At 45.1% G+C, this 13,689-nt stretch carries 14 protein-coding genes and 1 tRNA gene; 8 read left to right on the plus strand and 7 right to left on the minus strand.

Features of this window, described 5'->3' with window-relative positions; genetic code table 11:
- Positions 1-102: 102 nt before the first annotated feature.
- The 7 genes from ccoN to RGU72_RS08590 all read left to right on the plus strand — a co-directional run bounded on the left by ccoN (position 103) and on the right by RGU72_RS08590 (position 5,735).
- Positions 103-1,530 (plus strand): cytochrome-c oxidase, cbb3-type subunit I, encoded by a 1,428-nt coding sequence (ccoN, locus tag RGU72_RS08560; RefSeq protein WP_322119326.1) that lies wholly within the window; start codon positions 103-105, stop codon positions 1,528-1,530.
- A gap of 63 nt (positions 1,531-1,593) precedes the next feature.
- Positions 1,594-2,244: a cytochrome-c oxidase, cbb3-type subunit II gene (ccoO, locus tag RGU72_RS08565; protein WP_322119327.1), complete on the plus strand. Its 651-nt coding sequence runs from the start codon at positions 1,594-1,596 to the stop codon at positions 2,242-2,244.
- A 2-nt stretch (positions 2,245-2,246) separates the two neighbouring features.
- Positions 2,247-2,480 (plus strand): cbb3-type cytochrome c oxidase subunit 3, encoded by a 234-nt coding sequence (locus RGU72_RS08570; protein ID WP_322119328.1) that lies wholly within the window; start codon positions 2,247-2,249, stop codon positions 2,478-2,480.
- The gene (gene ccoP / locus RGU72_RS08575; protein WP_322119329.1) at positions 2,473-3,420 is read left to right on the plus strand and encodes a cytochrome-c oxidase, cbb3-type subunit III; all 948 of its coding nucleotides are present in this window, start codon (positions 2,473-2,475) and stop codon (positions 3,418-3,420) included. The genes RGU72_RS08570 and ccoP overlap by 8 nt, the downstream gene beginning before the upstream one ends.
- Positions 3,421-3,456: 36 nt before the next feature.
- Positions 3,457-4,884 (plus strand): cytochrome c oxidase accessory protein CcoG, encoded by a 1,428-nt coding sequence (gene ccoG / locus RGU72_RS08580; protein ID WP_322119330.1) that lies wholly within the window; start codon positions 3,457-3,459, stop codon positions 4,882-4,884.
- A gap of 9 nt (positions 4,885-4,893) precedes the next feature.
- A complete protein-coding gene (locus RGU72_RS08585; protein ID WP_322119331.1) occupies positions 4,894-5,424 on the plus strand; it encodes a FixH family protein in 531 nt (176 codons plus the stop codon).
- Between the two features lie 62 nt (positions 5,425-5,486).
- Positions 5,487-5,735, plus strand: coding sequence for a hypothetical protein (locus RGU72_RS08590; RefSeq protein WP_322119332.1), 249 nt, complete (start codon positions 5,487-5,489; stop codon positions 5,733-5,735).
- A 125-nt stretch (positions 5,736-5,860) separates the two neighbouring features.
- Here the strand turns inward: RGU72_RS08590 and fnr are convergent, their stop codons facing one another.
- The 7 genes from fnr to RGU72_RS08625 all read right to left on the minus strand — a co-directional run bounded on the left by fnr (position 5,861) and on the right by RGU72_RS08625 (position 13,101).
- Positions 5,861-6,640 (minus strand): fumarate/nitrate reduction transcriptional regulator Fnr, encoded by a 780-nt coding sequence (gene fnr, locus RGU72_RS08595; protein ID WP_322119333.1) that lies wholly within the window; start codon positions 6,638-6,640, stop codon positions 5,861-5,863.
- Between the two features lie 260 nt (positions 6,641-6,900).
- Complete coding sequence (locus tag RGU72_RS08600) at positions 6,901-7,518, minus strand: OmpW/AlkL family protein (protein ID WP_322119334.1); 618 nt, start codon at positions 7,516-7,518, stop codon at positions 6,901-6,903.
- Positions 7,519-7,853: 335 nt separating this feature from the next.
- Positions 7,854-7,927 (minus strand) — tRNA-Arg (locus RGU72_RS08605).
- A 228-nt stretch (positions 7,928-8,155) separates the two neighbouring features.
- Positions 8,156-9,499, minus strand: a complete 1,344-nt coding sequence (glmM, locus tag RGU72_RS08610) for a phosphoglucosamine mutase (protein ID WP_322119335.1) — start codon at positions 9,497-9,499, stop codon at positions 8,156-8,158.
- A gap of 15 nt (positions 9,500-9,514) precedes the next feature.
- Positions 9,515-10,357 carry a dihydropteroate synthase gene (folP, locus tag RGU72_RS08615; protein ID WP_322119336.1) on the minus strand — a complete coding sequence of 281 codons (843 nt, stop codon included), beginning with the start codon at positions 10,355-10,357 and terminating at the stop codon, positions 9,515-9,517.
- Between the two features lie 66 nt (positions 10,358-10,423).
- Positions 10,424-12,310 carry an ATP-dependent zinc metalloprotease FtsH gene (gene ftsH / locus RGU72_RS08620; protein WP_322119337.1) on the minus strand — a complete coding sequence of 629 codons (1,887 nt, stop codon included), beginning with the start codon at positions 12,308-12,310 and terminating at the stop codon, positions 10,424-10,426.
- A gap of 149 nt (positions 12,311-12,459) precedes the next feature.
- The gene (locus RGU72_RS08625) at positions 12,460-13,101 is read right to left on the minus strand and encodes an RlmE family RNA methyltransferase (RefSeq protein WP_322119338.1); all 642 of its coding nucleotides are present in this window, start codon (positions 13,099-13,101) and stop codon (positions 12,460-12,462) included.
- A gap of 32 nt (positions 13,102-13,133) precedes the next feature.
- On the opposite strand from RGU72_RS08625, the gene RGU72_RS08630 reads away from it, so the two are divergent.
- Positions 13,134-13,610, plus strand: a complete 477-nt coding sequence (locus tag RGU72_RS08630) for a YhbY family RNA-binding protein (protein WP_322119339.1) — start codon at positions 13,134-13,136, stop codon at positions 13,608-13,610.
- Positions 13,611-13,689: the final 79 nt, after the last annotated feature.

Consider the following 13,689-nt stretch of genomic DNA (forward strand, 5'->3'; position numbering starts at 1 on the left):
ATCAATAGCGACAAGTTGAACCTTACTTGATACACATCAAGGAATCTTTATCAATCGCCACTTATGCTACTTCCATGATCGAAATATCCTGGGAGAATCTGAGTGGACAAAGCACTAAACTATAACTACAAAGTCGTGCAGCAGTTTTCTGTCGCGACTATTGTTTGGGGTGTGGTCGGTATGCTGGTTGGTGCGCTGATTGCCGCTCAGCTGGCATGGCCAGAACTGAATTTTGACATCCCTTGGCTTACCTACGGTCGCTTGCGTCCGCTACATACTAATGCGGTGATTTTTGCCTTTGGCGGTAGCGCATTAATGGCGACCTCGTTTTATGTCGTGCAGCGCACTTGTCAGGTCAGATTATTCTCCGATGGCTTGGCTGCTTTTACTTTCTGGGGCTGGCAGCTGGTGATTGTGCTGGCAGCGATTACGTTACCTTTGGGGATGACTCAAGGTAAAGAATACGCTGAGCTAGAGTGGCCTATCGATCTGTTGCTGGCGGTGGTCTGGGTGTCATATGCAGTGGTATTTTTTGGTACTCTGCTTAAGCGTAAAGTGCCGCATATCTACGTTGCTAACTGGTTCTTCGGTGCGTTTATTCTGACAGTCGCGTTATTACATATTGTGAATAGCGCTGCGATGCCTGTCTCGCTGACCAAATCCTATTCTGCTTATTCCGGCGTACAAGATGCGATGATTGAATGGTGGTACGGCCACAATGCGGTCGGCTTCTTTTTGACGGCGGGCTTCCTGGGAATGATGTACTACTTCATTCCTAAACAGGCGGAGCGTCCTGTGTATTCATATCGTCTTTCTATCGTCCATTTCTGGGCGCTGATCTTCACGTATATGTGGGCGGGTCCGCATCATTTGCATTACACCGCTTTGCCCGATTGGACACAATCGATAGGCATGGTGTTCTCTCTGATACTGCTGGCACCTTCGTGGGGCGGCATGATCAACGGCATCATGACCTTGTCTGGCGCATGGCACAAATTGCGTACCGATCCAATTCTTAAATTTCTGGTGGTATCGCTATCCTTTTACGGTATGTCTACCTTTGAAGGTCCGATGATGTCGATCAAAACGGTCAATGCTTTATCGCATTACACCGACTGGACGATAGGTCATGTGCATTCAGGCGCTTTGGGTTGGGTTGGCTTTATCACGATGGGTTCGATGTATTACATGATCCCTCGCCTCTCTGGAAAAGTAGAAATGTGGAGTAAGTCCTTGATAGAACTCCACTTCTGGGTCGCCACCGTCGGTATCGTTTTATATATCGCTGCTATGTGGATTGCCGGTGTGATGCAAGGCTTGATGTGGCGTGCAGTCAATCCTGACGGCACCTTGACCTACACCTTTGTAGAGAGCGTGAAAGCGACTTATCCATATTACGTAGTGAGATTTAGTGGCGGTTTGTTGTACCTGAGCGGCATGTTGATGATGGCATTTAACGTGTTTATGACGATGCGTGATAGTCAGCCGGTAAATACCCGCATCCCTGTCTTTGCTGGTGCGCATGCTTAGCTTGATTCGCCTTGCTGAATGAACTCAGTCCCAACAGCAAATAACAGTATTGAGGAGTAATCAATGAAGTCCCCTTCTAAGTTGTCATCGAAGTTCTCACCGAAGTTCTCACATGAGTGGATAGAAAAAAATCCATGGTTATTAATCGTACTGATTGTGTTGGTTGTCAGCTTTGGTGGTCTGGTAGAAATCGTACCGCTATTTTTCCAAAAATCGACGACCGAACCAGTCACGGGGCTGAAACCTTATTCGGCACTGCGACTGACCGGCAGGGATATTTATATACGTGAGGGTTGCTACAACTGTCACTCGCAAATGATCCGCCCTTTCCGTGCCGAGACCGAGCGTTACGGACATTATTCGGTCGCTGGCGAGTCTGTCTATGACAGGCCTTTTCAATGGGGATCAAAACGTACTGGTCCTGATCTGGCGCGGGTCGGTGGCAGATATAGCGATGAATGGCATCAAACGCATTTAAACAACCCGCGTGACCTGGTACCAGAATCGAATATGCCTGGCTATCCATGGCTTGCTAAGACCAAACTCGACCCCGCTGATATCGCACCCAAAATGCGTGCTTTAAAACGCTTGGGCGATCCCTACACCGACGACGAGATTCTGCACGCACCGGAGGCCTTAGAAGGAAAAACAGAGCAAGACGCACTGATTGCCTATCTTCAAGAATTGGGCATCTTAATTAAGAGCAGGAGATAAAAATGGAATTCGTCACTTTCTTAACTGACATGCGCAGCATTACGACGGTTGCTTGTTTGCTTGTATTTCTCGGCATTGTGTACTGGTCATATAACGGCAAACAACAAACTGCATTTGATGAGGCCGCAAATCTGCCCTTTGCAGATGAGTTTGCGGATGGGCTTCCAGACACACCTCAAGCACAGTCTGCTAATAGTAACGACAGTACTCACTCAGCGGAGTCTCATCATGGCTGATTTTACAAGTGATTTTTGGGGTGCTTATATTGCTCTGTTGACGGTGCTAAGCATTATTGGTTGCGGAGTATTGCTGTGGACGCAGGCAACAGCAAAAGTCAAAATATCGACCGATGCAAATGGGGAACCAGGCCCTGTTGAAACGACAGGTCATCTATGGGATGAGGATTTGGGCGAGTTAAATAATCCTCTTCCCCGCTGGTGGATGTGGTTGTTTGTATTGACGATTATCTTCGGCGGAATTTATCTCTATCTGTATCCCGGCTTAGGAACTTATGCCGGCAAATTGGGTTGGCAATCAAGCGGGCAATACCAAAAAGAATTGAAAATCGCCGATGCTGAATATGGCCCACTATTTGAAAAATATTTACATCAAGATTTGAAAGCAGTAGCAGCAGATCCACAAGCACATCTGATTGGGGAGCGGCTATTTCTGACCTATTGTGCGCAGTGCCATGGATCGGATGCGCATGGCAATAAAGGCTTTCCTAACCTGACGGATAAAGACTGGCTGTATGGTGGCGCTCCAGACGTCATCAAAACGACCATCATGTATGGACGTAACGGCCAAATGCCGCCGATGGGCGCGGTCGTCGGTACGGATGATGAGGTCAGAAACGTGGCTCACTATGTGTTGAGCTTGTCTGGGTCTACTCATGACCCGATTAAAGCCGCGTTTGGCAAATCTAAATTTACCGCTTGCATTGGTTGCCATAGCGCTGGCGGCATCGGTAATCAAGCCTTAGGTGCACCGGCACTGAACGACAAAATCTGGCTATATGGCGGCAGCCTGGACACGATTATGGAGACGATTAATAAAGGTCGTAAAAATACGATGCCACCGTTTAAAGATTTTTTGGGTGAGGCAAAAGTACAAGTGCTTGCGGCTTATGTCTGGAGTTTATCGAATGAAGCAGAGATAAAAGCTGCACAAAAATGAACTCGCTAATCATCATTCAATGGGACCTTGTGCGCTATGTCTGATATACAGCCGCCCGAAATACGAGATCACGCAGATCCTGTAGAACCTCAATACGCGACCATTAAAATGTACGCGTCAAGAGAGGACATTTATCCGCGCGAAGTAACAGGGTTTTTTGCCAACTGGCGCTGGGCTTGCGTCTGGCTTACCCAACTGGTGTTTTATGGTGTGCCTTGGCTGGCATGGAATGATCGTCAGGCGGTGTTGTTTGATTTGGCCGCAAGGAAGTTCTATTTGTTTGGCATCGTGCTATGGCCACAGGATTTTATTTATCTGACCGCTCTGTTAATTATTTGCGCTTACTCATTATTTTTATTTACGACGGTTGCTGGCCGTCTTTGGTGTGGCTTTGCTTGCCCACAAACGGTTTATACCGAAATTTTTATGTGGGTAGAACGGAAGATTGAAGGTAGCCGCAGCGCCCGTATCAAATTAAGTAAGCAAAATTGGACGCTGGCAAAAGTCAGTAAAAAATGTGCCAAGCATGCGATCTGGCTAGGAATCGCTTTGTGGACAGGTATCAGCTTTGTAGGCTACTTCACGCCAATCAAAACATTGATGCAAGAAATATTATTAGTCACACTGGGACCATGGGAATTATTCTGGGTTTTATTTTATGCGCTGGCAACTTATGGTAATGCGGGGTGGATGCGTGAGCAAGTGTGTAAATACATGTGCCCGTATGCACGCTTCCAAAGTGTGATGTTTGACCAGGACACGTTGATCGTGACCTACGATCAGCAGCGCGGGGAACCGCGTAGCACAAAGACAGCTAAAAATCCTGTGCTTGGATCGTGTATCGATTGCTCAATTTGCGTTCAGGTATGCCCGACCGGTATCGATATCCGGGACGGCCTGCAATACGAATGTATAGGCTGTGCCGCCTGCGTAGACGCCTGCGATACGGTGATGGATAAGATCGGAGCACCAAAGGGCTTGATTCGTTTTTCTACCGCAAATGCGATCAAAAATAATCTGTCAGAACAACAGGTTTTGAAGTCAATCTTCCGCTCAAGAGTCTTGATCTATAGCGCTATCTTGGTCGTCATCGTATCGGTATTAGCGATCAATTTACTAACACGTGTCCCCTTAAAACTAGACGTTATCCGTGACCGCGGCTCTATGGGTAGAGAATTAAATGAAGGCGTGATTGAAAATGTTTATAAGCTACAAATTATGAACACGGCGGAAGCAAATCATATTTATCGCATCAAAGTATCGGGGCTGGACTCAATCCGTTTAGACAGCCCCGACCAAATCGAGCTGCCAGGAGCTACTACAAAAGCGATACCAGTCCGGGTGCATGTAGACCACGATCATGGCAAACAAGGTAGTAACAAAATTTGGTTTCAGCTTGAAGCGATCGATAATCCGGCCTTGCAGGTCAAAGAAAAAGCTGTATTTATTATTCCCCACAATTAGGAGCGTGTGATGTCGACCTCACCTATTTCAGCACCCATCTCTATCAACACTAAGCAAGCACCTTGGTTTAAACAAATCTGGCTTTGGTTCCTGTTAGCGCCACCGATTGTTGCAGTGGTTGCCGGCTCGTATATGGTGTCGATCGCCTTCCGAGAACAAGATGCGATGGTGGTGGATGATTATTATAGAGAAGGCCAGGCAATCAATCAGGACCTGCGGCGTGACAAGGTGGCTGCGGCATTAAAGTTAAACGCATCCATACAATACGATGCTGCGAGCGGGATCATTAAAGGAAAACTCAGTAGCGATCAAAAAATATCAACCGGTATCTTAACGATGAAATTGGTTCACCCTACTCAACCATCTAAAGATCTGGCGATCAAAACACCAGTAGATGAATCCGGTAATTTTTCTTTAGCACTACCGTTATTAGATAAAGCAGCCTGGCAAGTCACGCTAGAAGATCAGCCTAAGCAATGGCGTCTTAGTGGAGTCTGGAACTGGCCCTTACAGCAAGCAATCGTCCTAGATCCGCTTTGATTGAATACGCAAGTAAGCCAACAAACTGGTCGGCAGTTTTTACAATAACAAAGGAGACAAACATGCGACGCGCTATAGCAATATTATGGTCATCTTTTTTGGTTGCGGTTGCTGCCGAAGGTTTGTTCTTTTCTATTTTTGATCCGCATGACCTGGTGTTTTCTGGCGTGCCGATTGAGTTATCCAGACCCGCCATCTATACATTAGGATTTTTTAGCTTCTGGATATGTTGTGCATTATCCAGCGCGCTTACCTGCTATTTGCTAGTGGCTAATTCTGATAGCAGTATTAAGAGCCAACCCTCTTTTTAGTACAAGCCTGCGTTGAGTTGAATAGGAAGACTGACATTTTCTGAAGAAAAATAAAATGAAGCAGATAAAAAAATGCTGGCATCAAGCTCGACTCAAACAATACTTAAACAATACGTAGGTAAGGTCTAAGCACAATGATCAGTACCTGCCGCAATTGATTTTAAGGTAAGTAATTGCAGGAGTTCGATATCGCGCTGATCGACTGAAAGCAGCTCTAACTTTTTAAATTTGCTTAGCAGGCGACTGACGCTTTCTATCGTCAAGCCAAGATAGCCGCCGATTTCTTCGCGTGACATGCGAAGTTGAAAACGTGTTGCCGAATATCCTCGCGCAGCATAGCGCGAGGATAGATTCACCAAAAAAGCAGCAAATTTCTGGTCGGCACGCATGCTACCCAACAGCAACATCACGTTTTGCTCTCGATTAATTTCACGACTCATGATGCGGTGAAAATGGCTCAGTAAGGTTGGTACTTCACCAAATAGATGCTCCAGGCTATTAAACGGTATCTCACACACCTCGCTGTCTTCCAGTGCAATTGCCTCACAATGATGAGCGTTACTACCAATCGCGTCCATCCCTAGCAATTCGCCAGCCATTTGAAAGCCGGTTATATGTTGCTGACCGATAGAGTTTGTTTGAGAGGTTTTAAAATGCCCAACCCGGATCGCGTATAAATTGGTGAACGGTTCACCCATGCGATACAAGGCATCATCCCGCTTGATCCGTCTTCTACGGCCAATGATGCTGTCCAACTTATCCATATCCGCTTCGGCCAATCCCATGGGAAGGCATAATTGATGCAGACTACAGGCGGCACAGTGAATCCGAATATCTTGCAATTTAAGTGGTGGGATCGTTGAGGTGCTTGCTGGCGTAGCCAGATGAGGAAGATGTACGTTCATAAGTTGCAACCCTGAGACTGTAATCAATGAATTGAGTTTAGCGCAAATGCATCGCTAAATTTTATTTAAATTATTGCAATATGAAAGCGGTCTCTGAACTCAAATTACCCTAAGAAGGTGGATGTATATCCTTATTTTTCCAACAGCATGGCATTAATCGATTGTCCTTAATCAGAAATAGGCAATCGAGACTATGCCTCGATTGCCTATCAACCCGGAATTTCTTTTAGAACAGCGCTCCATGTGCCTCTGGAGATTATTTAGAAGCGATAACCTAGCCCAACAGCGATCATCAAAGGGTCGACCTTTACTGCGCTGATTTTGGCACCAGAAATAAATACATCGCTACGTATCTGCACCTTTTTGATATCAGCATTAATTGACCATCGTTTGTCTATCTTGTAATCCACGCCTGCCTGTAACGCTAGACCGACGCTGCTGTTTTCCAAAGAACCTGTGCCGTTAAGCAGATTCACGTCAGAAATTCGAGTGTAATTTATACCAGCACCAAGATAAGGACTAAACTGCGCATCAGGTAAAAAATGATATTGAATCAGCAAAGTCGGAGGTAAATGTTTAAAGCTACCGATATTTGTACCATCGAGATAAACATCATGTTTTTGCGGATAAGTCAGTACTAATTCTGCTGCAATATTTGGACTAAAAAAGTAAGAAATATCCAACTCAGGAATCGTTTTGTCAGAAACCTCTAACCGGTCGGCTGGACCAACTCCACCAATAGGATCTGACTTATTTGCGGTCGACAAATGCTCTGCCCTGACTCGTACCAACCAAGGACTTTCTTGTGCACATGCAGTTGCAGAAAACATGCTTAACAGCGCAGCTGTTACTACCGATAACGCTATAGTCTTTTTCATTTTTACTTCCCCATCAATCGTCGTTTGTCTGGCAAGAAGTTTAATACTGCGACGAGTTATCAGCTTTGATGTAGATCAACCCAGGTGAAACCTACAACTCAAATCTTGAAGTCTGCATGAGTGCAAGCTAACGGGAATGCAATATTTATCTGACGATGGATCTCTGATGGCCACAAAGTAATTTTGCGGTTATTTATTAGATGAATGCAAACACAAAGAAACTTGTATTTATCAAGACTGAGGCAGATGATCAAAAGCTGTTTCTGATCACAGACAAGCCTCAAATTTTTCTTGAGGCTGATGACTTTAGAAAATCTGGGGATGTAGAAAAGAAGTGCGTCGGGAGGGGCTCGAACCCCCGACCCATGCCTTAGAAGGGCATTGCTCTATCCAGCTGAGCTACCGACGCGCGGGAGAAGTATGTGAATTGTTATACAATAACACTTACCATAACAACCAAATATTCTGGTACAGAATACTTGGATTCAATTCAATCAAATTCTTAAGTGCTATTGAATTATTTAGTACTTATATTATTCGCGGTACTGGCCAAATAATATAAAAAACCGAAGGCTGAATAGTACATGGTATCGCTTCTATATTCAATAATGCGACCGATACAATTTCAAATATAAAATTAGGCTGGTGTTATACAGTCAACTAGCCTGCGAGCAAATTTATTGGCCATTTCCAAATCAACCGCTTCTACCATAACGCGGACTAACGGCTCCGTACCTGATGCACGAATCAGCACTCGCCCTTTGTTACCTAACTCTGCTTCTACGCGCTGTTTTTCTAAAACGGCAGCTTCATTTTTCTGCCAGTTAAATCCGGCAGGCACTTTAACATTGAGTAAAACTTGTGGGAATAAGATCAAATGTTCAAAACATTGATCCAGGGTCTTGCCATTGCGACGGAGCGCAGATAAAACTTGCAACGCAGAGACAATACCATCGCCCGTAGTGTGCTTATCCAGGCAGAGTAAATGTCCGGAACCTTCACCACCTAGCATCCAGCCACGCTCTTGCATTTGTTCCAGCACGTATCTGTCGCCCACTTTAGCCCGGACAAAACCAACGCCCAAATCCTGCAATGCCAACTCGACCGCCATATTGGTCATCAAAGTACCAACCACACCCTGAACTGGACCAATTGCAAGACGATCCATCACCATCAAATAAAGTAGTTGGTCGCCATTATAAATTTTACCGTTTCTATCCACCATAACGAGGCGATCAGCATCACCATCCAAAGCGATACCGATATCTGCATGATTCGCTCTGACGGCAATAGCTAACGCATCTGGCGCGGTAGCACCGACCTGGTCATTAATATTAAAACCGTTCGGCTGATTACCGATAGAGATAACTTCAGCACCTAATTCATGAAATACATGCGGAGCGATATCGTAAGCTGCACCATGTGCGCAATCGACTACGATCTTCAAACCGCGTAAATCTAATTCGTTGGGATAAGTACTTTTACAAAATTCGATATAGCGACCATTTGCGTCACGCAGACGATGCGCCTTGCCGAGTAAATCTGAACTAACACAGTCCATCCCATTTTCTAGCTCGGCCTCAATTGCGAGCTCGACTTCATCAGGTAATTTATTGCCCTGCGCAGAAAAAAACTTAATCCCGTTGTCATAATAAGGATTATGTGAGGCAGAAATCACGACACCAGCCGACAAGCGTAAGGCTCTGGTCAAATAAGCTACAGCAGGAGTAGGCATCGGCCCTGAGAGCATCACATCAACTCCAGCTGCAGCAAATCCTGCCTCTAAAGAAGCCTCTAGCATATAGCCAGACACCCGAGTATCTTTACCGATCAAGACAGTAGGCTTACCCTCTCCTTTATGTCCACGTTGCGCTAACACTTTGCCGGCAGCATAACCTAAGCGCATTACAAAATCAGGGGTAATTGGTGCGACGCCAACTTTGCCGCGGATACCGTCGGTACCAAAATATTTTCTCGTCATTTTGATTTTCTTTCTTTAATTTGATAACGCGCGCCACACGGCTAACGCATCGACGGTCTCTGCTACGTCATGCACTCGTAAAATTTTTGCGCCGTTTGCGACGGCTGCGATTGATGCAGCAATACTTGCGGCCAGGCGCTGCTCTACGCTTTTCCCTGTGATTGCTCCCAGCATCGATTTCCGAGATAAACCAGCAAGTATTGGCATACCAAATCTAGCTTGAAACTGATCTATATTTTTCAGCATTGCCACATTATGCTGCAAGGTTTTTCCAAAGCCAAATCCGGGATCAAGGCAAATACGTTGGGGCTCAATTCCAGCATTTAATAAATCGGCCACCATCTTATCTAAGAAATCAGTTACCTGAGTATTTACATCGTCATACTCAGGTTGAAGTTGCATATCTGACGGCGTATTTTGCATATGCATCACACATAAGCCAACATCAGCCTTGGCAACAACGTCGATAGCGCCTGGCGCTCTAAAGCCGTTGATATCGTTGATCATATCAACATCTGCAAGAATGGCTTCTCGCATTACTTGTGTCTTGTAGGTATCGACGGATAAAGGCTTACCACAATCACGCAAAGCATAAATCACTGGCATGACCCGGCTCAACTCCTCATCAAGCGACAAAGGCGTTGCACCTGGCCGAGTGGATTCGCCGCCAATATCAATAATATCTACACCATCTCGTATCATCTGCTCCGCATGTGAGAGCGCCGCATCTAATCCCTGGAATTGCCCTCCATCTGAAAATGAGTCAGGCGTAATGTTGAGTATTCCCATTACTAAAGGACGAAACTGTGACCCCTGTAACGGAAATCGATATCGACCACATTCGAAATAATTATTCATGAATATAAAAAATTAGGGCGAGAATCGCTTCTCACCCTAAATTAAAGTCAAACTATTAATTGATATTTAAGCTGGTGCCGCCGCGTTTGGAGATACGCCACCAGACGTTGTATCTGTCGGCGTCTTACGTGTTGACTGACCTAACTTTGGCGGGCGTGGATCTATGCCGCTCATAATGTCGTTAATCTGATCAGCATCTATCGTTTCCCAATCTAACAAAGCTTTAGTCATTGCTTCAACTTTGTCACGATTCTCTTCGAGCAATTTACGGGACAGGGCATACTGTGTATCCAGAATATTACGAATTTCCGCATCCACTTTTTGCTGTGTCACTTCAGAAATCGTTTTTGACGGACCACCAAAGTAACCTTCGCTCTGACTATCTTCATACACCATCACTCCCATGCTGTCAGACATACCAAAGCGTGTCACCATTGCACGAGCCAACTTCGTTGCACGTGAAAAATCGTTCGATGCACCAGTGGACATTTGACCGACAAAAATTTCTTCAGCAATTCGACCGCCAAACAAAATGGAAATTTCCTCCAGCATTTTATCTTTGTAGCCGCTAATCGGATCATGCTCTGGCAACTGCCATGTCAGACCCAATGCAAACCCACGCGGCATGATTGTTACTTTGTGGACTGGATCTGCCTTCGGCAAAAGTTTAGCGACAACGGCATGGCCAGACTCATGATAAGCAGTGTTACGACGTTCATCTTCACGCATGACCATAGACTTACGCTCAGGTCCCATGAAAATTTTGTCTTTAGCGTCTTCAAAATCCAGCATTTCAACGATGCGTTTATTGCGACGTGCAGCAAATAACGCAGCTTCATTAACAAGATTCGCAAGATCTGCACCTGACATACCTGGAGTACCACGTGCCAAGATATCGGCTTTAACGTCAGTACTGATAGGCACTTTGCGCATGTGCACATTCAAAATTTGCTCACGACCGCGAATATCTGGCAAACCAACAGAGACTTGGCGATCAAAACGACCAGGGCGCAATAAGGCCTTATCAAGGACATCGGCACGATTAGTCGCCGCAATCACAATCACACCAGAATTAGCCTCAAAGCCATCCATCTCAACCAGCATTTGGTTCAATGTCTGCTCACGCTCATCATTACCACCACCCATACCGGCGCCACGATGACGCCCGACAGCATCAATTTCATCAATGAAAATGATACATGGCGCATGTTTCTTGGCGTTTTCAAACATATCGCGGACGCGAGATGCACCAACACCAACAAACATTTCAACAAAATCAGAGCCGGAAATAGTGAAGAATGGTACCTTCGCCTCACCCGCAATCGCACGTGCCAACAAAGTTTTACCTGTACCCGGTGGGCCAACCATTAAGACACCACGTGGAATACGACCACCGAGCTTTTGGAATTTACTTGGATCTCGCAAGAAATCAACAATCTCGCCAACCTCTTCTTTCGCCTCATCACACCCTGCGACATCAGCAAAAGAAACGTTGTTGTTGGTATCGTCCAGCATACGTGCTTTAGATTTACCGAATGAGAATGCACCACCTTTGCCGCCGCCTTGCATCTGACGCATGAAAAACACCCAAACGCCAATTAACAACAGCATCGGGAACCATGAAATAAAGACTTGGGAAAGGAAAGACTGCTCTTCAGGCGGCTTGTTATCAAATTTAATGCCGTTGTTGACCAAATCACCCACAAAACCACGATCAAATATAGTAAGTTGTGATTTGACTTTTTTACCATCCAGCGTAGTCGCTGTAACAGTACGATTGCCATCATCAATCGTTGCATCTTTAATGTGCTTAGCCCTAACCTCATCCAGAAACTCGGAATACGGCATAGAGGCAGTGTTAGCAGACATGCCTTTGTCAAACTGTTTAAATACCATAAACAGCACTAAGGCAATGACTACCCATATCGCCGCTTTTGAAAACATATTATTCACGAGAACTCCTTGGACGTAGAACTACGCCTGTACACAAACAGTAATTTTGCATCATACCCGTATTGGATAGAGCTTGCTAGAGCGCATATGTTGCCATTCTTGGTAATTATCAAGAGCGAATTAACATATAAATCATTACTTTTTACTTTTTAACTATTCTTTAAACCTCTACCGAGTAAGAAAATCTCAGAAGACTTGTCTTTGCTCGCTTTGGGTTTTTTGCTGATGACAGTTTTAAATTGTGTTTTAAACATGATTACAATCGTATTGTAAGCAGGTCCATGAAAACATTTTACTAGCAAAGCACCAGAGGGTTTTAAGTGTGCATTAGAGAATTCAACCGCCAATTCAATAATGTATTCAATGCGCGCCGCATCCACTGTGGAGTTGCCTGATAAATTGGGTGCCATATCTGATAATACAAGATCAAGCTTGCGCCCCAGCAATTTAGCCTCGAGCTGATTCAGCACGTCGGCTTCGCGAAAATCTCCCTGAATGAACTGAACATCTGCAATTGGTTCCATTAGCAGCAAATCTAACGCAAAAATCTCGCCCAATATCCCGCCACCGTCTTTACCGGCTAGTTTATTGCGTACATATTGCGACCAACTACCAGGGGTTGCGCCAAGATCGACGATAATTTGACCTGGCTTGATTAATTTTTCAGCCTCATCGATTTCCTTGAGCTTGTAAACAGCACGCGCACGATAACCTTCCTTTTGTGCCAATTTGACATAAGGATCGTTAATATGATCGTGCACCCAATTTTGATTGAATTTATTTTTTGCCATTCGCGTAAAATACTGCTTTTAAAGGAATTTATATGTTGAAACTCACGCCCGCTGAACGCAGCGAACTGCGCTCTGAAGCCCATGCATTGAAACCCATCGTATTGATCGGTGAAGCCGGTTTATCGCCTGCCGTGATGAAGGAAATCGATGCTGGCCTTAATATCCATGGATTAATTAAGGTACGTGTGTTTGGCGATGATCGTGAAGCACGCATTGCTATGTACGATACCATTTGTAGCTCTTTAGAAGCTGCGCCGGTACAGCATATTGGCAAATTACTGGTTATTTACCGTCCTAAGTTAGACGGCATTAAGGAAACCAAACTAGTCAAAAAAGGCAAAGGTATGCGCGAGGTAACTATCGTCAAACCTAGCGCCAGTGGCACCAAAAAACCTAGTGTCTCAAAAGTCATGGTAAAGGGTAATGAGCGGGTAACTCAGGGCGGCTCAATCAAACGTGCTAAACCACGTCAAACCAGCGTCAAAAAATCAGCCCTCGGTAATACCTGATCACATTAAAGCGATAACGCTATAAAGCTAAGTAGCTCTGCGCTCAATATACTAAACAATATTTTTATTTAACAATGGT

It is taken from the genome of Undibacterium sp. 5I1 (assembly GCF_034314085.1).
In the GTDB taxonomy this organism is placed as follows: domain Bacteria; phylum Pseudomonadota; class Gammaproteobacteria; order Burkholderiales; family Burkholderiaceae_D; genus Undibacterium.